Below are 23026 nucleotides of genomic sequence, written 5' to 3'. Positions count from 1 at the left end.
TTTTCCTACATTTTACGGGTGCCTTTTACACTTAGAAGGCTTTGAAGGTTTTATCAAGTTTATGGTTGGTTATACTGATGAGACTGGTGGATGGAATCCGTTTCATCCAATTGGTGTGATGGCCGTTGGAATTATCGTTGGGACCGACATTACCTATTGGCTTCAACAACGAATGGTGCTAAAAAATCAATAAAAATCCAAAAAAATAGCGTAGTTCTAAATGTCTTTGTTCAACATTTAAAACTACGCTATTTTTTTGGATTTTTATGAAGCTTCTACCAAATGTTTGTAAAAGGCAGTATAAACACCTTGAGAATATGGAATATACCAGATAAATCCAATTCCAAAACTGACTAAGCACAAGAGATACCAACCAATCATACTTAATTTCAAGGTGAAAAATTCAAATTTATGGCCCATCATCAATTTACGACTCATGGTAATACAATCAACGTATTCAATGCGATCAGCATTCCCAGAAGCCAACTGATCTTTGTAAATTAAATAGGATTGTGAGTATGAAAAGTATTTAATAATTCCTGGAATGATAAATAGTAAAGTCCAGAGGAATTGAAAGATAAATTGTAAAACAAAAATCGCTAATGCTGGAATAAAGTAACGTTTGGTGAAGACCTGGAATGCACCTTTAACCGGTGAAAATTTCAGCTCTGGATTTCGTAACCAATCGAGAAAAGTATAATTAATACCTACACCAATAAAAGTCATCAGTGCACCACGAACGAAATTCCAGACTTCACTGTGGTTATTTGAGCTGGTTACTTCTTTATAAAATTCTGAACTGGTTGAATCACCAGATGTTAAATTGGACCAATAACTCGGGTGGAAAATATCAGGATGGGTACTGATTAAGTAAATTGACATTAGGATTACCATGGAAATAATAAATCCGGCAACTGCTTGAATAATTATTGGGATAAGGGCGGTTAGAGATGCTTGACCCCAATGCCCCTTAAAAGTTTGTTTAACTTCATTTTTTAATTGGTGCCGTATACGATGGTTTGACATATGGTAGGCTCCTCCTCTTTTTATCTATTTTAACATTATCAAAGGAATTCACAATAATCATAAGGTAGCTTTATTAGGGCTTTGAACTTGCGGCGTGTTAAAATAAATTATTACTTACGAGGAGAATAGTGTTATGAAAGAAGTTGAATCAGTCCGTACGCAACTTCAGCAGTTACGTGCAAAACTACAAAATGGTGAGATTTATCAGTCGCTAATTCCTGAAGTGGATAATGTGATTAAGGCAATTAAACCTACTGCACCAACTAAGGTTGTTTTGCCAGATGATCAAGATGGGATTAAAGACTTGATTGAGAATCTTAGAGAGCAATTAAGTGCGCATAAACTAGACGAAATTAGTGATGCAGATTTAACCCAACTATTTCAACATATTGGATCAACCAATTTATTTATCCGTGATAAAGGGGTTTATTTTTTATTCAGTGATATCATCCAGCAACAAATTACATCTAAAGACCAGCTTAAGCTAATTTTTAAACATTTAATTCAAGACGAAAGCCTATTTCCACATATTACTGAGCCCCAAAATGATGCTGTTTTTCAGCGGTCATTCAGTGTGATGTTTTTGTCAACTTTACTTTATGTTGATCGGGCGGGGTCTAATTTCATTGATGACGAGAGTAAAAATACGTTAGTCGATCAAATGCTAACCTATATTGCGTTGGAGACGGATACTCGGGGGTATGCCGGTGAAAAAGGTTGGGCGCATGCGTATACGCATATTGGAAATGTTTTAGACGAATTAGCTTTTGATAAGAGTTTAGTACGTGCTGATAAATTGTTATTACTGGCTGTGTTGATTACGCGTTATAAACGACTCGCAACACCTTTAATTTTTGGAGAACCAGAACGTTTGGCCGGGTATATGGCTGATTTAACAAAACAAAATAAATTATATAGTGATTTTCTCTTGTTAGCTTTAAAAAATTGGCGGCATGAACTTGTCTCAATTCAAGCTCAAGAAAATGAACAGATGTGGACAAGCTTATACAATCGGCAACGGTTACTACAAGCGATGGTTTTAAATCCAGAAATGCCAAAAGAAATAACTACTTATTTGAATGAAGAAGACGATTTTCGATTTTAAGGAGTAAAGAAAAGATGAATGAACAGGTACAAGCAATTGGTTTTTATAAAGGATTACCAATTGAAGATGCAAGTAGTTTGATTGATTTAAAAGTGGCTCGCCAGACAGCAGCCGGTTACGATTTATTGATAAAAGTTAAGGCTGTTTCGGTGAATCCGGTTGATACTAAAACTCGGCAGAGTCACCCAGAAACGGAGATCCCAACTATTCTTGGGTTTGATGCTTGTGGCATAGTAGAAGAAGTTGGCGACCTGGTCAAAGGGTTTTCAGTTGGTGATTCTGTGTTTTATGCTGGGACCAATCAACGACCAGGAAGTGATCAGGCCTATCAGTTGGTAGACTCACGGCTGGTTGCCCAAGCACCAAAAAAAATTAGTATTGAAGAAGCTGCAGCAATGCCTTTGACTAGTTTAACGGCCTGGGAATCACTATTTGAACGAATGCCATTGGTGGCAAAAAAAGATGCTAATACGGGTCAAAAGATTTTAATTATTAATGGTGCTGGTGGGGTAGGATCGATTGCGATTCAGTTGGCAAAGTGGGCCGGTTTAACGGTAATTACAACCGCTTCACGGCCAGAAACTGTGGAATGGGTAAAAAAGATGGGGGCAGATGTTGTTCTCGATTACCATCATTCGCTTGAAGCGCAATTAAAAGAACAAAAAATTCAAAACATTAAATTTGGAGTAATCTTTCAATCAACTGATGCGTATTTACCAAAGTTAGCTAAATTGATTGCTCCTGAGGGCTACATTACTTCGATCGTGGAAAATGAAAAACCGTTACCAATGGGCGGGCTGTTAAAAGCTAAAAGTATCACGTTTGCCTGGGAGTTTATGTTTACAAAGAGTATTTATCAAACCGAAGATATGGCTTCACAAGGTGAAATCTTGAGTCAGGTTGCAGATCTTTTGGATCAAAAAGAATTACAGTCAACGTTAACCTTAACGTTGAACACCATTAATGCCCAAAATTTACGAAGAGCACATGAATTAGTGGAGAGTAATAAAATGATTGGTAAACTGGTGATAACTGGTGATTTTAACGCCAAGTAATTTGGATGTTAAAGTTTTTTTCTCTAGAAAACCGTGGTACAATTTAGATTCAATACAAAATCTATACGTTAGGATGAGATTTTATGAGTACGGACAAAAAAATTCATGTAGGACTACTATTTGGAGGTAATTCATCTGAACATGATGTTTCAAAGCGGTCTGCACATAATATTTATGATGCAATGGATAAAGATCGTTATGAAATCAGTTTGTTCATGTTTACCAAAGATGGTTATTTATTAAGTGATGCTTCATCAAGAAGAATTTTTGATGGCGAACCAGAAGAGCAAGTCGTTAAAGAGGCTGTTCAAACGATTGATGAAGGTAATCCATTATCGCCAATTTTAAACATGGGCGAGCAGAGAGATATTGACGTTTATTTTCCAATTATCCATGGTAATTTAGGGGAAGATGGCACGATTCAGGGGCTATTACGGCTACTTCAAAAACCTTATGTAGGTAGTGGTATTTTAGCTTCGGCAATTTCTTTTGATAAAGATGTTACAAAACAAATTTTGACTCATAATGGCATTCGAAATACTAAGTATGTTGTTGTTACACCTGAGAACCGCACTGAATATTCTTATGAAATTTGTCGTGATTTACTTGGCGAATTGATGTTTTTAAAGCCAGCTAATCAGGGATCTTCAGTAGGAATTCATAAGGCGACAAACGCCCAAGAATTTGAAGCTGGTCTGGATGACGCTTTTCGTTATGATTTTAAGGTTCTAGTAGAGCAATCTATTGAACAACCAGAAGAAGTTGAAGTCTCAATCTTAGGAAACGAGGCACCTAAAGCTTCTAAAGTGGGACGAATTGTGGTTCCTAAATCAGATACATTCTACGATTATAACAACAAGTTTGTGGATGCTAGTGGTGTTCAATTTGAATTGCCAGCCAGCATTACCCCCGAACTTGCTAAAGAAGTTCAACAAATGGCACTAGATGCGTTTCGAGTGCTTGGCTGTTGTGGGTTGGCCCGCATCGACTTCTTAGTGGATCATGATCAAGTACCTTATTTGAGTGAAATTAATACTTTGCCTGGTTTTACAAATATTAGTTTATATCCTCAGTTATGGGAAGTTTCAGGAATTAGTTATGAAAAACTGATTGATCAATTGATTGATTTAGCGTTTGCAGAATTTAAACGTCGTTCTAAAATTCATTACGATTTTACGCCGCTTGATGCTGAATAATCGGAAGGCTGCCATTTTTGGCGGCTTTTTATTTTGCCGATTTTTCAGACAGTTATTCAGTTCGTGTACCGCTGGTGGTAAGATTATAATAGTGGGGAGAGGTGTAAAATGAAGCAATTCTTTTTTCAAGATTATCGACGATTAAAACAGTTAGTTAATTACATGATTAATTCTGACGAGAACTTGTATTATGCCGTTTTGACTGGTCTAGTTGGTGTAGTCACTAGTATTTTAATTGAACATGCACTTTTTTTATCAGAGAATTTTTTATTGATTCCTTTGAAAATTGTTTTTGCAATTGTTATTATTTGGGGATTCTTTTCAGGATTATTAGCAACTTTATTAATGATTAGTGGATTCCAATCAAAACGACCGGTTAACTTTGGCCAGCTACGCCATCTAATCCAACGATTATTTGAGAAAAACTGGGTAATGACAGTGGCGTATTTTTTCTTCTACGCGGTGATCACAATTCCATTGGGGGGGTTTGGATTTTCAACGGTGATTCTGGCACACATTCCGACCACAATTGGATTCCAAAATTTTGTTTTTGCCAATCGCTGGGTAATGGGTTCCATTTTTGTTGTCCTGTATATAGGATTATGTTGGGTGGCATTACGCATGATTTTGGCCTTGCCAGCGATGGTTAGTCGTGAATGTTCTTTGTCCGAGGGGATTCGAACTAGCTGGCAGTTGACCAAGGGTCGAACGGTAAAAATGCTGTGGCAAATTTTATTAACTGTCGTGCGGGTTTCAATACCGATATTTGTTTTTGGTGGTCTAGTATTGCTAGGATTGGCTAAGTGGAATCAGTTACTTCGATCTGAACAAGTAGGCCTTATCTTAATGATTTTTGCAATTTCATTTGCAGAATTATTATACGTAGTCTGGTTTCTATTATTTTCGACAGGATTTTTGTCTGAATTAAATAAATGGGTCACAGATGTGAATCTACCACTCACGAGCGTGCCAGTTTTTAAAAAAAGTTCGCATTCCTACCCTAAATGGGATCTCAAGCAAATTAAGCAAACGGGGCTATCTTTGTTGGGACTTTTATTATTAATAACGCCGTCCTATGCATATTTTTCAATTCAGAAGAATGATAATCATCCGTTAAAAGTGCTCACAATTTCCCATCGGGGAGTTAGTGATGGAAACGGAGTTCAAAATACTACCATGGCTTTGAGGAAAACACATCGCCTTCATCCTGATTATATTGAGATGGATGTGCGTGAAACAAAAGATAACCAATTTGTGGTCATGCATGATTCAAATTTGGCCCATTTAGCCGGTAAAAATGTGATGCTAAGCAATCTTACCTTAAATCAGTTAACCCACATTACATTGCACGAGAATGGCTATCATGCCAAAATTAGTAGCTTTTCTGAATATCTTAAGACGGCTCATCAATTGCATCAACGTTTAATTGTTGAGATTAAGCCTAGTAAGGGTGATTCTTCCAATTTAGTAAAACTGTTTAATAAGCGTTACGGTGCGAGCTTGCAAAAGCATGGTGACAAAGTGCACTCGCTTAATGCTACGTTTATGAGGCAGCTAAAAAAGAAAAATCCAAAATTACAAACAGGGATTATCACGCCGTTTAATATTGCCAAAATTCCTAATAATTCTGCTAATTTCTATTCCTTAGAGTTTCATACGCTTAATCGGCAATTCATGCAGCAGGCTTGGGCTAAACACAAACAGGTTTTTGTTTGGCCAACAGATGGGACTTCACCGATGAAAAGAATGCTGGCCCTTCGAGTTGATGGAATCATTACTAATCATTTGGGAAGGCTGCAGCATGTTCTCAAGACGCAAACACGACAAGAACTCATGCAATATGAAGTTTTAAATAATTTAATTGAATTGTGGTAAAACAGCGAATCTTATTCATACTCGGGAAGGAGATAGAATATGAATCGTTGCTCATGGAGTACTAAAAATGATCGACTTATGCAATATCATGATTTGGAATGGGGGGTTCCAATATTAGAATCAAATCGGTTGTTTGAATGCTTTGCCTTAGAAATCTTTCAAGCTGGTCTAAACTGGTTAACTGTGTTACAACGCAGGCAGGCCTTGAGAATAGCCTTTTCTGAATTCGATCCGCTGAGATTAAGTAGCTACTCACCAGATGAAATTCAACAAGTGATTAAAGATCCAACGGTGATTCGTAATGCACGGAAGATTCAGGCTATTTTTCATAATGCGGACGTTGTCACACAATTACCAATGACCTTTTCTGACTATATCTGGCATTTCGTGGATTTTAAACCGATTCGTTGTCCAGAGATTTTATTCAATTCAAACAAGGCTCAGGAGTTATTAGCAAAACGCATAGTCCGGCAAATGAAACAAGATGGTTTTGTTTTTATTGGACGCAAAAATATATATGCATTTGTTCAGGCAGTTGGTTTGATAAACGATCATGAAGTTGCTTGTTTTCGTTATCATGATTTGGCAGTTTTATAAGTAAACAAAAAGTCGATCACTCCGTTACCGGGTTGATCGACTTTTGTTTACTTGTGAAAAAATTATTTATTAAGCTTAACGGGTTGGTTATCTAAATCAGTCCGAACAACCAAGACGTCACAACTTGCAGTTCTTGTAACATACTCAGTTACCGATCCAATTAAGAGACGTTCCACGGCATTTAATCCAGTTGCACCGATCATAATAAGATCAGTATGCAATTGTCTAGGCATGTCGTTTGCGATCACAACTTTTGGTGCGCCATATTCAATTGAATAGTCAACGTTTTCCAAGCCCTTGTCCTTTGCTTCTTTAATATATTTATCAAGGGTTGTCTTCGCTGTTTCTGTCACTTGTTCTACCATAGCTGTATCAAAACTCGAAATGTTTTGAAAAGCACGAGTGTCAACAATGTGAACCAAATGTAATTCGGCACCCTTATTTCGTCTGGCAACTGCCACGGCCTTTTCGAAAGCTAATTCTGCTTCTTGCGAACCATCTACAGGAACCAAAATATGTTTATATTGTTGTGTCATATAAATCACCTCTCCAACTTTATAACTTCATTTTACGTTAAAATTGCCAAAATAAAAAGAAAAAAGAGCGTTTTCTTTTTTTCTAGGGCATAAAATGAGTTAAACCAATTAGGATACCCGTAGTTGTAAAGCAACCAAGGAGTAAGATAATACAAATTAGGATCGTGACATGGGTCCAGGCAATAACAAAGGCAATGACTGCCATTAGGCAAAGGGCGATCCCACCGATACGTAAAAGCTCTTGGAGAGCAGGTTGATTTGTTGGATCAAAGAGTAAAAAGGGACGTTGTTGATGTCGATAAAGATAGATACCAATTGTACCTAATAAAATTGAAAAAACAACCATAAGGATTGAAATTAACATGGGAGACGCTCCATTCAACAGAATTATTATTTTTTGAGTTTATTTAAACTAAACAAAAAGGGATTAGTACGTAATGTCCTAATCCCGAAACCCTTCGTGGTGCCGTTAATCGTTTCCCAGTGAAAGCCCGCAAGTATATTTAGCGGTGGGACCAATTGATCTGGCTTTAAGTTTCCTAATTAAAGGCCTACATGCCACCAGATACCCTCAGTCCCTATACAAATTATTTGAACGGCAGTACATAAATGAAACAACGCGTACACCAAAGAAATTTCAAGTTCATTTTAGCATGAGTAAGCAGAAAGTTCAATTTTTTGCTTATCCCTTTTAGTCTCGTTGGGCGTGAAGAAGTCGTTTATATTGAGCGCCCAATGCTTGTTCAAATTTACCATTTTGTTTAGGCTCATAATACTCCGCAGATTTTATTTTATCTGGTAAGTACTGTTGTTTAACCCAATCATTAGGGTAGGCATGGGCGTATTTGTAATGATTGCCGTGCCCCAGTTTGGATGCGCCTTTATAATGAGCATCTTTTAAATCTGCTGGGATGTCTCCATAATTACCTGTCTTTACTTCATCTAGGGCAGCATCCATCGCTGAAATTCCTGAATTAGACTTGGGTGACAAACAAAGTTCGATAACAGCATCAGCTAAAGGAATTCTTGCCTCAGGAAATCCAAGCTTTTCGGCGGCTTGCACAGCCGTAACAGTTCGTGCACAGGCGGGCGGGTTTGCGAGGCCAACATCCTCATAGGCAATGACCATTAAACGACGGGTAATGCTTGGAAGATCACCGGCTTCAACAAGCCGTGCCATATAGTGAAGTGCTGCATTGACATCACTACCACGAATGGATTTTTGGAATGCAGAAATAACGTCGTAGTGCGCATCGCCATTTTTATCTTGGGTAAGTGCCTTTTTTTGCAAGCATTCTTCAATTACGTCAAGAGAAATTTTTATAATTCCTTTTTCATCAGGGGTAGTTGACATAACAGCCAGTTCTAGACCATTTAAAGCACTTCGTAAATCACCGTTAGTGGAATGAATCAAAAAATTCATTGCAGGTATTGTGACGTTAATATTAAGTTTACCAAGACCATTTTCTGAATCAGTTAGGGCCCGATTAATGGCTTTTTTTATATCATCCGCGTCTAACGGATGAACCTCAAAAATCTGGGTTCGACTTCTTATGGCGGGATTGATTGAAATGTAAGGATTCTCGGTTGTAGCTCCGATTAAAATGATGCGGCCACTTTCCAAATGGGGGAGTAAGAAATCTTGTTTAGTTTTGTCCAATCGGTGAATTTCATCGAGAAGCAAGATAACTGTGCCGCTCATTTTTGCTTCTTCCGCAACAATTTGCAGATCCTTTTTTGAATCAGTAGCTGCATTGAGCTTGCGAAAAGCATATTTGGTGGAACCAGCAATTGCACTGGCAATACTTGTTTTTCCGGTGCCCGGGGGACCATATAAAATCATCGAAGAAAGCAATTTTGCTTTGACCATTCGTGAAATTATTTTGCCTGGGCCAACTAATTGTTGCTGACCCACGACATCTTCAATTCTTTTGGGACGCATTCGGTACGCTAAAGGTTGTTGCATGATAAACTCCTACTTCAAAAAACTATTTTTCAATTTATCCAATAAAGATTTTGGCTTTTCTTGATTGCTAGTCGGTGTCTTTGATGATTGAAAGTGACTAATATCGATATCCTGCACATTGATTGATTCTTTAGACGCCAAGACTAAGGCTAGGCTCTGATCGGCAGTGGTATAAATATCATCAGTTTTAATTGTAAATTTTAGAGAAATTTGGCTAGCCGCTTTCATATAAGGACCGATCAATTCTTGTCCGACATTACCATTAATGAAGAGCTGATAATCAGGATGTTTCTTTAATTCTTGAATGAAGGTATCCTGGTACTGATTTGATTTTAACTGACTTACTGACATGGTAACGGCAACTCGTTCTCGAAAAGTTCCCAGATATTTTCGTTGTTCATCTGGATTTAGCTTTGGAGTGCCAAGAGCAGCATCCTGTAAACGGGTATTAACATCATTTGAATTATTAGCCATTGCGCTCACAATCCTTTCTAGATAGTATAATAAGTATAGCATTTTGAGGGAGTTCAATCTTGTTTTAAGATTAAGCGCACACGAGAAAGTGGGGAACTAGAAGATGTTCAGTGATCGATTGTTTTCAGTTTTTAAAGAACCTGATGTTGAAGGACGATTAGCTTTGATTCGGAAACAAGTTGATCCGTTTTTTGAAGAAGTTAGTCAGCAAATTTTACCTATTTTAAATACGAATGATCATCAATACCAAGCATTTATAGCAAAACACGCGCGCCGGCATGTTAATCCACCTATGAATACCTGGGTAGCATTTGGCGAGCACAAGCGTGGTTATAAAATGATTCCACATTATGAAGTTGGTATTTGGGATGATCGGTTATTTATTTGGCTCGATTTAGAAACAAATATCCAAGAACGCGAAACGGTTATAAAAAAATTGAAACAAAAACAGACAAACTTTTTAGATCTAGGAGCGCCATTTGTTCTTTCTAATAATCATATGATTAAAGGTGAGGTGTCATTAACACCTACAAATTATGAAAATCAGTTATCTAATTATGAAAAACACAAGCAAGCAGAGTTTTTGATTGGTCGGTGTGGGTTAGACGACGAGTTACAATTAAAAGATGAGCAGGAGGTTATGCGACTTATTGAACGAACGATTCAGCAACTGGCAGAAATTTGGGACAAATAAAAAAGCATTTGGAAGAAATCCCAAATGCTTTTTTGAAACAAACAATAATTAAAAATTAAAGTTTGTTATAGTATTCAACGATTAGTGATTCATCGATATCGGCCTCTAACTCTTCACGTTCTGGGAGACGAGTTAATGAACCTTCCAACTTATCAGCGTCGAATTTAACGAATTGAGGACGACCAACAACAGCTTCAACAGCTTCGCCAATGATCTTCAAATCTTTTGACTTTTCACGAACGCCAACAACTTGTCCAACTTCAACTTCGTAAGAAGGAATGTCAACACGTTTGCCATCAACCGTGATATGACCATGGTTAACTAATTGACGTGCTTGACGACGAGTTGTTGCCAAACCTAAACGATAAACAACGTTATCGAGACGACGTTCGAGCATGATCATGAAGTTAACACCATGTTTACCTTCATTGATCTTACCAGCACGTTTGAATAAGTTTGAGAATTGACGTTCAGTTAAACCGTACATCATACGCAACTTTTGTTTTTCACGAAGTTGTTGACCATATTCTGAAATGTTACGACGATTGTTTTGGCCGTGATCACCAGGGGCATATGGGCGACGAGCTAGTTCTTTACCAGTACCGCTTAATGAAATACCTAAACGGCGGGAAATTTTCCAACTTGGACCTGTATAACGAGACATAAAGTATATCCTCCAATATTTTTGTTGGAGTAAAATAATCCGATTGCGAGTTTAGTATTCGTGCAGACTGTTTTGCAATTTTCACCTTTTGCAGCCGCAGGTTACTAATTGAACCAAAGAAATGGCACCAGTCTGTTGACGAGCTTACCACTCGCCGCTGCATTATTTTACACAATGATCAGTTTACAACAAGTTAAGCCGGCATGTCAACGTGGGACAAGAAAACCGCAGCAAAACTTTCTAATTCTTCTTGGTTATCAGAAGTAAAACGATTAAGTGATTGTGAATCAATATCTAAAACGCCTAGCTTGTGACCATTTTTAATTAGTGGAACAACAATTTCTGAATTGCTGGCACTATCACAAGCAATGTGCCCGGCAAACTCATGAACATTAGCAATCCTTTGAACATTTTCCGTAGAAAGGGCAGTTCCACAAACACCACTTCCATTTGCAATGTGCATGCAAGCAACATTTCCTTGGAAAGGTCCGAGAACCAATTCATCAGCGGATGCATCGTACTGATAGAAACCTGCCCAATTAATATCTGAATAGCTAGATTTTAAGAGCGCTGATGCGTTGGACATGTTAGCGATTAAATTAGTTTCACCATGCAGAAGTGCATCTAATTGTTGATTCATCAGTGAAAGTGTTTTTTTTGCCATGATAAATTCCTCCATATTGAATTAGAAATATAAAAATCACATAGTGAAACAGCGAAATCCTATGCTATAATTTAACTTGGATATCATTTTATATTGAAAAAAACGAGAAAGCAACAAAATTCATTTTTAAATGAAAAAAATGGCATAAAAGGATGGGGTTCTCATGTTGGGTGTATTAATTGGTATAATCGTGGTGGCAATTCTAATATATATCGGAATTGTTCTCTATCAGCGATATTTATTAAAACAAATTACGGATCTTGTAAATAAGAAAAATGATTTGATGGATTTACCCGTTGCTAGCGATCTTGATGAAATTGGCAACATAAATTTGGCGGGTTCTTCCTTAGAGGAATACCAAAATCTTCAAGATGACTACCGCAATGTCAAAAACAATAAGTTTCCGGAAATTGATGAGTTAGCAGAAACGGGTCAACAAAATGTAAATGATATGAAGATCTTTGATGCTCGTTCAGATGTTGCGGGAATTAAAGACGCGATTCAAGTTATTCAGTCTGAATCTGATCGAATTCAAGCGGCTTTAGATCAAATTAAACAAGAAAATGAAGATCAGCAAAATGAAGTCAAGGTTTTACGTCATAAATATCAAGATTTAAGAAAAACGCTTTTGGCCAAAAATATGACTTATGGGCCAAGCATTGATATGTTAAATGACAATCTTCAACGTTTAGAAAATGCTTTTGAAAACTTTGCGCAAACTGTTGAGAGTGGTGATCACAAGAAGGCTCAAGGACAGTTACAACAATTACAAAGTAATACAAAAAATTTGGAAAGCAATTTAGAGGCAATTCCAGATTTGTACATTCAGTTAAATGAAACTTTTCCTGGTCAGTTAGATGAAATTAAGACTGCTTACAGTCAATTGATTAATCATAATTATGCATTCACGGACGAAAGAATTCCTGATGATATTAATGATATTTCACAGAAAGTTACTGAGAACTTGGATACGCTTAGTAATTTACGTTTAGATGCAGTCAAAGGAAACAACGAAACAATTGCTAATCGGATTGATGGTTTATACGACGCTATGCAAACAGAAATTGATGCTCGAACAGAGGTTGATGGAAGTTTTCAAACGATTGCGGACTATATTGAGCATGCTGAAAAGCAAAGTCATACTTTGTTAATTGAAATTGATCGACTTGGGCAAAGTTATGTTTTAAATGGTAAAGAAGATGACCAAGCACATGATCTTGAGGCACGTTTACAAGACATTCGCAATGAACATGATCAGGATGCAGAAGCTATTACTAATCAACCAGTTGTTTATTCAGAAATCTTACAGCGGATGCATGAAGAAAATGACCAGTTAGATGATATTGAATCAAAACAAACAGCAATTAATGATAGTATTCAAAAATTGATTGAGGAAGAAAAAGATTCACGAAGAACTCTGCATCAGTTTGATCTTGAAATTCATGAAATCAAACGACATATCGAAAATCTTAATTTACCGGGAATTCCGGCCAGCTATATGGATTACTTTTTCGTGGTTAGTGATGAAATTGAAAAGCTGTCAGAGAACATGAATCAAGTTAAAATTGATATGAAACAAATCGATCAGCAATTGGGTATGATTGATAAGGATATGAAGACATTAGCTAAAAAGACGACTGAAATTACTGACAATGCGGCATTGAGTGAACAAATCATTCAATATACAAATCGTTATCGCCACAGCAATGAAGCGGTTGATAATGCTAGCAAACGAGCACAAAAATTATTTGATGAAGATTATGACTACGCACAGAGCTTGAGTGTGATTAGTCGTGCTTTGGAGGCTGTTGAACCAGGCATGGTAGATAAGTTAACACAAAGTTACCAAGATCAGAAAAATACCCAGTATTAATTATTCGCTAGAAATTAAAAATAGCAGGAAGAATTTATTTTGAATTCTTCCTGCTATTTTTTAATTCATCATACTGGAACTCAATATGAATACTTTGTGTTTAAGACAGTTATTGAGTATTATAGTTAGGGTTGTTGTAATGACCTTGTTCAACATTGAATGGGTTGTTATAATTAGAAATGGTTTTTAACAAGGATTATGCCGAATAATGGTGGGAGAAATAGAATGATTTATTTTGATAATAGTGCAACAACAAAAGTTGCTCCTGAGGTTTTAAAGACCTATCAAACAGTGAGTGAAAAAATATGGGGAAATCCCTCAAGTTTGCACAACATGGGTGAACTTGCATTTAATTTATTGGAACAATCTAGAAAACAAATTGCTGATCTTCTAAATGTAAAACCACATGAGATCTTTTTTACGAGTGGTGGTACTGAGGGAGATAACTGGGTAGTAAAAGGTACGGCAATTGAAAAGCGTACTTTTGGTAAACATATCATTACGACGGCAGTTGAGCATCCAGCAATTACAAACAGTATGGAACAGTTAAAGCAACTAGGTTATGAGATTACCTACCTTCCCGTTGATAAAGAGGGAAGAATTTCGATTCAAGATTTAAAAGATGCTATCCGGCCAGACACAATTTTAGTTTCGATTATGGCTGTGAATAATGAAATTGGTACCTTACAACCAATCAAAGAGGCCGCTGAGGTTTTAAAAAAATATCCTAAAATTCATTTTCATATTGATGCTGTACAAGGAATTGGTAAGGGAATTCAGTCTCAGATTTTTAATGATCGGGTTGACTTCATTACATTTTCAGGGCACAAGTTTCATGCGCCAAGAGGAATTGGCTTTATTTATGCTCGTGAAGGCCGAAGAATCGCGCCATTGATGACCGGTGGCGGTCAGGAAAAGAATCAACGAAGTGGAACTGAAAATTTGCCTGCAATTGCTGGCATGGCAAAGGCTTTACGGTTGCTTTTACAGAACGAAAAGCAGAACGTGCAACAGCAGCAATCAGTCAAAGAAACGATTTATGACCATGTTAGCAAATTTGAAAATGTGACGATGTTCAGTCACCGAAACGAGGGGTTTGCACCACACATTCTCTGTTTTGCCATCAAAGGGGTTCGCGGGGAAACAGTGGTCCATGCTTTTGAGAAGTACGATATTTTTATATCAACAACTAGTGCTTGCTCTTCAAAAAAACAAGTAGAGTCAAGTACATTAGCTGCAATGAAAACGCCGGAAGACATCGCAACGAGTGCCATTCGAGTTAGTTTAGATGCAGAAAATACAGTGGCAGAAGCCGAAAAATTCAATCAAGTTTTTGATAAATTATACGCTGAATTTGCCAAATTAAATTAGCGGTTGAAAAGACAAGGAGTTACTCACAATATGCAGTATACAGAGATTATGGTTCGTTACGGCGAATTATCAACAAAAGGTAAAAATCAACGCGATTTTGTAAGCCGCTTGGGTGGCAACATCCGTAAGAGTCTTCATAACTTTCCCAAACTTGAGATTTATCCCAAACGAGATCGGACTCATGTGACATTGAATGGCGAAGACTCAGAAGCTGTTATTGAACGGCTGAAACAAGTGTTTGGGATTCAAAATTTTTCACCATCTCTTAAAGTTGATCGAAACATGAAGGCCATTCACGAGGGCGTTTTGAAAATGATGACTGACCAGCTAAAGCCAGGAATGACGTTTAAGATCAATACACGTCGATCAGATCACAACTTTGAAATGGATACCAATGAGCTTAATGACGATTTAGGCGGTTTTGTATTAGATCATTTTCCTGAAGCAGTGGTTAAAATGCATCATCCAGATCTTATTTTGCGAGTTGAAGTAAGAAATAACGGTGTGTTTCTTTCGAGTGAAACGATTCAAGGGGCTGGTGGATTGCCAGTGGGAACTGCTGGTAAAGGAATGATGATGTTATCCGGTGGAATTGACTCACCAGTTGCTAGTTACCTGGGAATGAAACGTGGCGTTGACATGGAAATGATCCACTTCTTTAGTCCGCCATATACCAGTGAACAGGCGTTGGCTAAGGCTAAAGAGCTTACTTCACACTTAGCAGCCTATGCCGGAAGTTTGCAATTTATTCAGGTACCTTTTACTAAAATTCAGGAAGAGATTAAAGAAAAGGTTCCTGAGGGTTACTTAATGACAGTTCAACGTCGAATGATGTTAAGGATTGCAGTGGCAATTGCTAAGAAACGTGGAGGAAAGGCCATTTTTAATGGTGAGTCTCTGGGGCAAGTTGCTTCCCAAACGATGGAGAGTATGGAAGCTATTAATGATGTGACTAATATGCCAATCTTGCGCCCAGTGATCTCTTTAGACAAAACTGAAATTATTAAAAAAGCAAAAGAGATTGGGACTTATGATTTATCAATTTTGCCATTTGAAGATTGTTGTACTATTTTTGCACCACCAGCGCCAAAGACAAAACCTGATACAGAACGAACCCGTTATTATGAAAAGCGGATTGATGTTGAAGGGTTAATGAAAGAGGCCATTGATGGCGTTCAGGTTAGCGAAATAAAAGCAGGCCAAAATTTCTTGAACCAAAATGAAGACGTTTTTGCGGAATTACTTTAAAAACAGTTTTTTTAATTGATTGTTGTTGTGGAATGGGTTATGTTTAACTTAATCTTTCGAGAGCCAAATTTACGGAATTTGAGGAGTGATAAGTGTGGATGTTTTAAGTGGTGGAGAAAAGGTTGCCCTTGTTGGTAACCCTCCAGAAGTTGGCGAGCAATTACCAAAGTTTAAATTATTTGATGCTAACAATCAAAAGGTAAAGACTAAGGATTTAATTGGCAAACCAACGTTAATTAGTACAGTTCCGGATCTAAATACGCCAGTTTGCAAACTTGAAACAAAGAAGTTCAATCAACAGGCTGATCATTATCCATCCGTTCGTTTTGTGACAGTTTCAAATAATACCATTGCAGAACAAAAGGCTTGGTGTGCCGCAGAAGGCGTTAAAAATTTAGAAATCTTATCAGATGAAGAGCTATCTTTAGGTTATGAAATGAATCTTTATATTCCTAATGACGGATTCTTAGCACGAACTATATTTATTATTGATGCTGAAGGCAAAATTGTGTATCGACAGATTGTGCCAGAAATTCACGATGAACCGAATTATGTAGAAGCATTGGACGCAATAAAAAAATATGCGACCGATGTTGACTAATCTATAATTGTTGTTATAAAATGCTTATACAGGCAATGAGCAATAGGGATGTTTTGGGTAAAAAGAGAGAAAATGATAGCTGAAAGTTTTCATCAAGACGTCTTGTAGATTGTGAGCCGCTATTCTGAATTATCTAGTAGGGATAGCCGGAAATTTTTAAATTCCGTTAAGAAAAAACTGAGTGGGGTTAAAAACCCAAATTAGGTGGTACCGCGAAGCATATTCGTCCTTTTTTTAGGATGGATATGCTTTTTGTATAGAAAGGACGATACAATGACAGGAAAAAAAGAAATGCCAACGAAGTATGATCCTAAAGCAGTTGAGCAGGGAAAATACCAACAATGGTTAGATCAAGGATTATTTAAACCAAGTGGTGACAAAAAGGCTAAACCGTATTCAATTGTTATTCCACCGCCAAACGTAACTGGAAAATTACATCTGGGTCACGCATGGGATACAACTTTACAAGATATGTTGATTCGTCAAAAACGGATGCAAGGCTATGATACTTTATGGTTGCCAGGGATGGACCACGCTGGAATTGCTACTCAAGCTAAAGTTGAGGCTAAGTTACGTGAACAAGGAATTTCTCGGTATGATCTTGGCCGTGAAAAGTTTGTTAAACAGGTATGGGAATGGAAAGATGAATACGCTGATGTTATCCATAAACAATGGGCAAAACTTGGCCTTTCATTAGATTATGCACGTGAACGGTTTACGCTTGATGATGGTCTTTCTAAGGCAGTGCGTAAGGTTTTTGTTGCGTTATATAACAAGGGACTAATCTACCGTGGTGAGTATATTATTAACTGGGATCCACAGGCTAGAACGGCTCTTTCTGATATTGAAGTTATTCATAAGGATGATAAGGGTGCCTTTTATCATGTGAAATACCCATTTCTTAATCCTGAAGATACATTTAATGGTAAACATTATATTGAAATTGCCACAACTCGTCCTGAAACCATGATGGGTGATACTGCGGTGGCGGTCAATCCAAGTGATAAACGGTATAAAGATATTGTCGGCAAGGAGCTTGTCTTGCCACTGCAGGGACGTCATATTCCAATTATTGCAGACCAATATGTAGATCCTGAGTTTGGAACTGGGATGGTAAAAATTACGCCAGCTCATGATCCTAATGATTTTAATGTTGGTAATCGTCATGATTTGGCACGAATTAACACCATGAATGAAGACGCTACAATGAATAGTAACGCCGGTAAATATGAAGGAATGGACCGTTTCACTGCTCGTAAAGCAATGGTGAAAGATTTAGACGATCAAGGATACTTAATATCGATTGATCCAATTGTGCATAGTGTGGGCCATTCAGAACGGACTGGGGTTCAGGTTGAAGCGCGTTTATCAACACAATGGTTTGTAAAGATGAAAGATTTATCTAAGTTGGCTTTAGATAATCAAAAAACGGATCAAAAAATTAATTTTATTCCGGAAAGATTTGAGCACACGTTTACGCAATGGATGGAAAATGCTCATGACTGGGTTATTTCACGTCAATTATGGTGGGGACATCAAATCCCTGCCTGGTACAACAAGAAAACCGGCGAAACCTATGTGGGTGAGACGGCTCCCAAAGATATCGAAAACTGGGAACAGGATCCAGACGTTTTGGACACCTGGTTTTCTAGTGCACTATGGCCATTTTCAACAATGGGTTGGCCAGATGAAGATGCACCAGATTATAAACGTTATTTCCCAACCAGCACGCTGGTAACTGGGTATGATATCATCTTCTTCTGGGTTTCTAGAATGATTTTCCAGAGTCTTGAATTTACTGGGAAACCACCGTTTAAAGATGTTTTGCTGCATGGTCTAATTCGTGATGAACAAGGACGCAAGATGAGTAAATCTCTGGGTAACGGGATTGACCCAATGGATGTGATTGATAAATACGGGGCTGATGCACTACGTTGGTTCTTATCACAAGGTTCAACGGCTGGCCAGGATATTCGTTTCAGTTATGACAAAATGGATGCGGCCTGGAACTTTATTAATAAAATCTGGAATGCTAGTCGTTATGTCATCATGAATCTTGGCGAAATGACTAAACCAGTTTTACCAGATCAAAAAGAATGGAATTTAACTGATAAGTGGATTCTGAGTCGTTTGAATACCACTGTTCAACAAGTTACCCATTTCTTTGATACTTATGAATTTGGTGAGGCCGGTCGCGCTCTTTACACCTTTATCTGGGATGACTTTTGTGACTGGTATATTGAAATGAGTAAAGAAATTTTAACTGGTGACAATGAGGAGGCTAAAGCAAACACAAGAAATATTTTGGCTTATGTTTTGGATCAAACTTTACGACTATTACATCCAATTATGCCATTTGTAACTGAAGAACTTTGGCAAGCAATGCCACATAAGGGCAATTCAATTGTGACGGCAGCTTATCCAACTGTTCACGATGAAATGGCTAATCCTCAGGCTGAAGCCGATATGGGTCATTTGATTGATTTGATCAAAGCAGTTCGAAATATCCGTGCAGATGCAAATGCGCCGATGTCTAGTTCTGTTGATTTACTTGTAAAAACGGATAATGAAAATCTGAAGAACTTGTTTGAGAGTAATCAAGATTACATCGACCGTTTCTGTCATCCAGCTAAGTTTGAGGTTGGTTCTAATCTAGAAGTGCCAAAACTAGCGATGTCTGCAGTTATTACGGATGCTGAAGTTTATATTCCATTAGCAGAGTTGGTTGATCTAAAAGAAGAGGCTGCTCGCCTTCAAAAAGAGGTCGATAAATATACAAATGAAGTTAAACGTTCGGTTAAGAAATTGGGAAATGAACGTTTTGTAGCCAATGCTCCTGATGAAGTTGTCGAAAGTGAACGTCAGAAACAGGCTGATTATCAATCTAAATTAGTGGCAACACAGGAAAGATTGAAGACAGTTCAAGAGGCAAAGTAGCTTTGGGAAATGCCTAATAAGAAATTTGATAAAAATGAAAAAGAGATGCGATCAAAACTTAACCGTTTGTTCGGTCTCTTTTTTCAGTTTGAGGAGATTAGTAAAGTGGCAGAAATAAATACTTATGAAGAGGCCGTTGCATTTATTCATGGCCGGACAAAATTTAAAAAGATTCCGACTTTAAAACGGATGAAAAAATTTATGGAAGTTCTTGGGAATCCACAAGATAAGCTTACAATGATTCACATTGCGGGAACTAATGGAAAGGGATCAACCCTGACCTTTTTACGAGGAATGCTACAAGAGACAGGTTACAAAGTTGGTACGTTTACTTCCCCGTTTTTAGTGCGATTTAACGAACGAATTAGTGTCGATGGCCAACCAATCAGTGATGCAGAAATATTGCGACTGGTGCAAAAATTGTATCCAGTAATTGCAAAATTGGATGCGCAGTTACCGGAGGGTGGCCCAACCGAGTTCGAAATTATCACTGCTATGATGTTTACTTATTTTGCTGAAGGACATGCCGACATTGTGTTGGTTGAAGTCGGCATTGGCGGGTTATTTGATTCTACTAATGTTTTAACGCCAGCTGTTTCAGTGATTGTCAATATTGGTTTTGATCACATGAAGTTGTTAGGAAACACCTTGACCGAAATTGCGACCCAAAAGGCTGGAATTATCAAAAATGGAATTCCGGCTGTAATTGGTCAGATGGATGAAGAGTCGCTCACAGCAATTACAAAAGTTGCTTCTGAAAAGCACAGCCCACTGTTGTGCTTTAATCGTGATTATCGTGTTTCTAAACGTCAATATCAAGATTTGTGGTCACAGCGGTTCAATTTTGAAACAGACACCGTGCAATTTAAAAAATTAAAAATTCAAATGTTAGGCGACTATCAAATTAATAATGCGGCTACTGCTTTGGAAGCATACTTGACTTTTATGGCAAAACAAAACATTTCGGTCACAGAAAAAAACGTGAAACAGGGATTGGCAAATGCTTTTTGGGCCGGTAGGTTTGAGCGTGTAAATGATCAGCCACTAGTTGTTTTAGATGGGGCTCACAATGAACCTGCCATGCAGGAAGTGACGAATTTGTTAGCTACGCACTTTAAGCAGATGGAAGTCTATGTGGTAATTGCGATTTTAGAAGATAAACAATATCATAAAATGATTGAAACACTGGGAAGCTTAACTAATGTGCATATTATTGCAACAACATTTGCGGGTCCCGGAAAACGAAAAGCAGCAAGTTTGTCGGAGTTACAAACTAGTGTCAAAACGGCAAATTCAGTTCAAACTGAGGAAAACTGGCAATTAGCCATTGACCAGGCAAGTCATGAAATGTCGAGTGACGACTTGCTCCTAATTACGGGTTCCCTGTATTTTATTTCTGATGTTCGTAAGTTATTCGTTTCCTAACCAATTCTGTGCGTACTTTCTTTTAGGGGAGAGTGAGAGCAGTGGAAAATGTAAAACAGATTAAAGAATCACGAAAAGCTTATGATGAGATGGATCAGTTCACGAATGAAGAATTTTTGCAAATATTTTTACAAAACCAAATTGGGATGGAACAACTTACAGAAACTATTGAACAATTCTGGAAAGTGGTTCCTGATTTATCATTGTTTTCGTTATTATATAATTCAGAGAAGAAAATGATTTTTCCCGGGGTGCCAGAAGTAAATCGACAATTTTTAGCTGCCGTTGAATTGGGCAGAAGGATTGAATTAGCGCCGCAAAAGATAATTGGCGAAATTTTTGGCAGTCGTCAAATTGGTGAAAAATTAATTTGCGTTCAACGAGGATATCGTCAAGAACGACTGACGTTACTATGTTTAAACACGAAAAATAAAATTATTTTTCAAAAAGTAATTTTTAAGGGCAGTTTAAATTCAGCAACGGTTCATCCGCGGGAAATCTTTTTCGAGGCTTTGCGAGTTGGAACTAATAAAATTATGGTTACCCATAATCATCCAAGTGGGGAAATTAATCCATCAGAACAAGATATCAAATTTACTAAACGTTTAAAAGAGTGCGGCATTTTAATGGGAATTGAAGTTTTGGATCATATTATTACTGGTAGTGATAATTACTATAGCTTTGCAGAACAACACCTTATTTAGAAGCTTAACAATTGATGTTGTCTTAAATTCTTAAGGTGTGTTAAATGGTGTGGAACGATATTCTATGGTGATTTTTTCTGTGGTATAATACAAACTGTGTTTAGGTGTCGTTAAGTATCTATGTGATACAAATAATCTTCGGAGGGTCTACCCATGCAAAAGTTTTTTTCGAATCGAAAGTTAGTAATCGCTGTAATTTGTGTGATTATCGCGGTTGGTTTAGTGACCCTATCTGTAACGACTCGAAAAAAGTCTACGACACCAATTGTTCAAAAAGTAGGTAACGATGCAGTTGCGTTAGTTGATCGTGTAGTTGCTTATCCAATGAATGCAATTAGCAATACTTCACGATCTCTAAATTCAATCATTAACACTTATCAAGAAAATGAGCGGTTAAAAGGGAAAGTGGATCAACTAGAAGCAGTTCGCTCACGGGATCAAGCATTAGAACAAGAAAATAAACAGTTAAAGCAACAAGTAAGTTTAAAGAAAACAATGACAGATTATAAGTTGGTGACGGCAACAGTAATTTCACGAGCTCCTTCGTCATGGCAAAATATTGTTGTGATCAACAAAGGAACGTTGTCAGGAATCAAAAAGAATCAATCAGTGATTGCAGGAGAGGGTTTAATCGGGCGAGTGATTGAAGCCAGCTATTCAACTAGTAAGGTGGAACTAATCAGTGACAGTAGTGATTCAGCTAACCGTTTTGCAATTCAAGTACAAGACGAAACTGGAAGTTCAGTTAATGGAATCGTTACAAGTTTTGATCGGGGTACAAATGAGATTGTGATGGGACAAGTCACTTCAAAAGCTAAGATCAAAAGGGGTTCTTTAGTGACAACTTCAGGTTTAGGCGGGGTAACTCCTAAGGGCCTATACGTTGGGAAAGTAGTGGATACTAAAAAGAACAGCAGTGGTTTAGCTACTGAAGTGTACATTAAACCTGCGGCAGATATGAGTAGTATTAATGTGGTCTCAGTTGCAGAATTAAATTAATCAATTGGGATGGAGG

Annotated in this window: 22 protein-coding genes and 1 other annotated feature; of the genes, 15 read left to right on the top strand and 7 right to left on the bottom strand. The window is 37.6% G+C overall.

Translation table 11 applies throughout. The features are described from left to right. Positions 1-193, top strand: a 193-nt coding sequence (locus tag IV84_RS11000; protein WP_162261345.1) for a hypothetical protein, incomplete at its 5' end; no start/stop codon positions are given. Between the two features lie 71 nt (positions 194-264). Here the strand turns inward: IV84_RS11000 and IV84_RS03055 are convergent. After that, the gene (locus tag IV84_RS03055) at positions 265-1026 is read right to left on the bottom strand and encodes a DUF975 family protein (RefSeq protein ID WP_046871387.1); all 762 of its coding nucleotides are present in this window, start codon (positions 1024-1026) and stop codon (positions 265-267) included. Positions 1027-1159: 133 nt separating this feature from the next. Here IV84_RS03055 and IV84_RS03050 point away from each other — a divergent pair, with 133 nt between their 5' ends. The 5 genes from IV84_RS03050 to IV84_RS03030 all read left to right on the top strand — a co-directional run bounded on the left by IV84_RS03050 (position 1160) and on the right by IV84_RS03030 (position 6854). Next, positions 1160-2131, top strand: coding sequence for a DUF2785 domain-containing protein (locus IV84_RS03050; protein WP_046871386.1), 972 nt, complete (start codon positions 1160-1162; stop codon positions 2129-2131). Positions 2132-2145: 14 nt separating this feature from the next. Beyond that, positions 2146-3186 carry a zinc-binding alcohol dehydrogenase family protein gene (locus IV84_RS03045; protein ID WP_046871385.1) on the top strand — a complete coding sequence of 347 codons (1041 nt, stop codon included), beginning with the start codon at positions 2146-2148 and terminating at the stop codon, positions 3184-3186. 83 nt (positions 3187-3269) lie between these two features. Further along, positions 3270-4382, top strand: coding sequence for a D-alanine--D-alanine ligase family protein (locus IV84_RS03040; protein WP_046871384.1), 1113 nt, complete (start codon positions 3270-3272; stop codon positions 4380-4382). Positions 4383-4490: 108 nt separating this feature from the next. Next, the gene (locus IV84_RS03035; protein ID WP_052694495.1) at positions 4491-6257 is read left to right on the top strand and encodes a glycerophosphodiester phosphodiesterase; all 1767 of its coding nucleotides are present in this window, start codon (positions 4491-4493) and stop codon (positions 6255-6257) included. Between the two features lie 39 nt (positions 6258-6296). Continuing rightward, positions 6297-6854 (top strand): DNA-3-methyladenine glycosylase I, encoded by a 558-nt coding sequence (locus IV84_RS03030; RefSeq protein ID WP_056986087.1) that lies wholly within the window; start codon positions 6297-6299, stop codon positions 6852-6854. Positions 6855-6916: 62 nt separating this feature from the next. Here IV84_RS03030 and IV84_RS03025 read toward each other — a convergent pair whose 3' ends face one another. The 4 genes from IV84_RS03025 to IV84_RS03010 form a co-directional block, all read right to left on the bottom strand. Next, complete coding sequence (locus tag IV84_RS03025; protein WP_056986086.1) at positions 6917-7390, bottom strand: universal stress protein; 474 nt, start codon at positions 7388-7390, stop codon at positions 6917-6919. A gap of 82 nt (positions 7391-7472) precedes the next feature. After that, on the bottom strand, positions 7473-7754 hold the full coding sequence (locus tag IV84_RS03020; RefSeq protein WP_046871381.1) for a hypothetical protein: 282 nt from the start codon (positions 7752-7754) through the stop codon (positions 7473-7475). A gap of 327 nt (positions 7755-8081) precedes the next feature. Beyond that, the gene (locus IV84_RS03015) at positions 8082-9356 is read right to left on the bottom strand and encodes a replication-associated recombination protein A (RefSeq protein ID WP_046871380.1); all 1275 of its coding nucleotides are present in this window, start codon (positions 9354-9356) and stop codon (positions 8082-8084) included. A 9-nt stretch (positions 9357-9365) separates the two neighbouring features. Beyond that, positions 9366-9830, bottom strand: coding sequence for a YueI family protein (locus IV84_RS03010; protein ID WP_046871379.1), 465 nt, complete (start codon positions 9828-9830; stop codon positions 9366-9368). 103 nt (positions 9831-9933) lie between these two features. Here IV84_RS03010 and IV84_RS03005 point away from each other — a divergent pair, with 103 nt between their 5' ends. After that, complete coding sequence (locus tag IV84_RS03005) at positions 9934-10524, top strand: DUF1054 family protein (RefSeq protein WP_052694494.1); 591 nt, start codon at positions 9934-9936, stop codon at positions 10522-10524. Positions 10525-10579: 55 nt separating this feature from the next. Here IV84_RS03005 and rpsD read toward each other — a convergent pair whose 3' ends face one another. Beyond that, the gene (gene rpsD / locus IV84_RS03000; RefSeq protein WP_046871378.1) at positions 10580-11188 is read right to left on the bottom strand and encodes a 30S ribosomal protein S4; all 609 of its coding nucleotides are present in this window, start codon (positions 11186-11188) and stop codon (positions 10580-10582) included. 193 nt (positions 11189-11381) lie between these two features. Further along, positions 11382-11852 carry a GAF domain-containing protein gene (locus IV84_RS02995; protein WP_046871377.1) on the bottom strand — a complete coding sequence of 157 codons (471 nt, stop codon included), beginning with the start codon at positions 11850-11852 and terminating at the stop codon, positions 11382-11384. 163 nt (positions 11853-12015) lie between these two features. Between IV84_RS02995 and ezrA the strand changes: the two genes are divergently transcribed. The 8 genes from ezrA to mreC all read left to right on the top strand — a co-directional run bounded on the left by ezrA (position 12016) and on the right by mreC (position 23010). After that, the gene (gene ezrA, locus IV84_RS02990; protein ID WP_046871376.1) at positions 12016-13725 is read left to right on the top strand and encodes a septation ring formation regulator EzrA; all 1710 of its coding nucleotides are present in this window, start codon (positions 12016-12018) and stop codon (positions 13723-13725) included. Positions 13726-13950: 225 nt separating this feature from the next. Then, entirely contained in the window at positions 13951-15096 is a 1146-nt protein-coding gene (locus tag IV84_RS02985; protein WP_056986085.1) for a cysteine desulfurase family protein, read from the top strand. Between the two features lie 30 nt (positions 15097-15126). Then, positions 15127-16344 (top strand): tRNA uracil 4-sulfurtransferase ThiI, encoded by a 1218-nt coding sequence (thiI, locus tag IV84_RS02980; RefSeq protein ID WP_046871374.1) that lies wholly within the window; start codon positions 15127-15129, stop codon positions 16342-16344. Positions 16345-16438: 94 nt separating this feature from the next. Then, positions 16439-16945 carry a peroxiredoxin gene (locus IV84_RS02975; protein ID WP_046871373.1) on the top strand — a complete coding sequence of 169 codons (507 nt, stop codon included), beginning with the start codon at positions 16439-16441 and terminating at the stop codon, positions 16943-16945. Positions 16946-16971: 26 nt separating this feature from the next. Beyond that, positions 16972-17179 (top strand) — a binding site (T-box leader). Positions 17180-17218: 39 nt separating this feature from the next. Further along, positions 17219-19882, top strand: a complete 2664-nt coding sequence (locus tag IV84_RS02970; RefSeq protein ID WP_056986084.1) for a valine--tRNA ligase — start codon at positions 17219-17221, stop codon at positions 19880-19882. Between the two features lie 105 nt (positions 19883-19987). Then, positions 19988-21307, top strand: a complete 1320-nt coding sequence (locus IV84_RS02965) for a bifunctional folylpolyglutamate synthase/dihydrofolate synthase (protein ID WP_226996043.1) — start codon at positions 19988-19990, stop codon at positions 21305-21307. 41 nt (positions 21308-21348) lie between these two features. Continuing rightward, complete coding sequence (gene radC, locus IV84_RS02960) at positions 21349-22011, top strand: RadC family protein (RefSeq protein WP_052694493.1); 663 nt, start codon at positions 21349-21351, stop codon at positions 22009-22011. A gap of 153 nt (positions 22012-22164) precedes the next feature. Then, positions 22165-23010, top strand: coding sequence for a rod shape-determining protein MreC (gene mreC, locus IV84_RS02955; RefSeq protein ID WP_056986083.1), 846 nt, complete (start codon positions 22165-22167; stop codon positions 23008-23010). Positions 23011-23026: the final 16 nt, after the last annotated feature.

The organism is Pediococcus damnosus (genome assembly GCF_001437255.1).
In the GTDB taxonomy this organism is placed as follows: domain Bacteria; phylum Bacillota; class Bacilli; order Lactobacillales; family Lactobacillaceae; genus Pediococcus; species Pediococcus damnosus.
This window is presented reverse-complemented; position numbering and strand designations above follow the sequence as displayed.

Coding starts and splice junctions, on each gene's coding strand:
- IV84_RS03055 (WP_046871387.1), bottom strand. CDS start 1,026: ATGTCAAACCATCGTATACGGCACCAATTAAAAAATGAAGTTAAACAA.
- IV84_RS03050 (WP_046871386.1), top strand. CDS start 1,160: ATGAAAGAAGTTGAATCAGTCCGTACGCAACTTCAGCAGTTACGTGCA.
- IV84_RS03045 (WP_046871385.1), top strand. CDS start 2,146: ATGAATGAACAGGTACAAGCAATTGGTTTTTATAAAGGATTACCAATT.
- IV84_RS03040 (WP_046871384.1), top strand. CDS start 3,270: ATGAGTACGGACAAAAAAATTCATGTAGGACTACTATTTGGAGGTAAT.
- IV84_RS03035 (WP_052694495.1), top strand. CDS start 4,491: ATGAAGCAATTCTTTTTTCAAGATTATCGACGATTAAAACAGTTAGTT.
- IV84_RS03030 (WP_056986087.1), top strand. CDS start 6,297: ATGAATCGTTGCTCATGGAGTACTAAAAATGATCGACTTATGCAATAT.
- IV84_RS03025 (WP_056986086.1), bottom strand. CDS start 7,390: ATGACACAACAATATAAACATATTTTGGTTCCTGTAGATGGTTCGCAA.
- IV84_RS03020 (WP_046871381.1), bottom strand. CDS start 7,754: ATGTTAATTTCAATCCTTATGGTTGTTTTTTCAATTTTATTAGGTACA.
- IV84_RS03015 (WP_046871380.1), bottom strand. CDS start 9,356: ATGCAACAACCTTTAGCGTACCGAATGCGTCCCAAAAGAATTGAAGAT.
- IV84_RS03010 (WP_046871379.1), bottom strand. CDS start 9,830: ATGGCTAATAATTCAAATGATGTTAATACCCGTTTACAGGATGCTGCT.
- IV84_RS03005 (WP_052694494.1), top strand. CDS start 9,934: ATGTTCAGTGATCGATTGTTTTCAGTTTTTAAAGAACCTGATGTTGAA.
- rpsD (WP_046871378.1), bottom strand. CDS start 11,188: ATGTCTCGTTATACAGGTCCAAGTTGGAAAATTTCCCGCCGTTTAGGT.
- IV84_RS02995 (WP_046871377.1), bottom strand. CDS start 11,852: ATGGCAAAAAAAACACTTTCACTGATGAATCAACAATTAGATGCACTT.
- ezrA (WP_046871376.1), top strand. CDS start 12,016: ATGTTGGGTGTATTAATTGGTATAATCGTGGTGGCAATTCTAATATAT.
- IV84_RS02985 (WP_056986085.1), top strand. CDS start 13,951: ATGATTTATTTTGATAATAGTGCAACAACAAAAGTTGCTCCTGAGGTT.
- thiI (WP_046871374.1), top strand. CDS start 15,127: ATGCAGTATACAGAGATTATGGTTCGTTACGGCGAATTATCAACAAAA.
- IV84_RS02970 (WP_056986084.1), top strand. CDS start 17,219: ATGACAGGAAAAAAAGAAATGCCAACGAAGTATGATCCTAAAGCAGTT.
- mreC (WP_056986083.1), top strand. CDS start 22,165: ATGCAAAAGTTTTTTTCGAATCGAAAGTTAGTAATCGCTGTAATTTGT.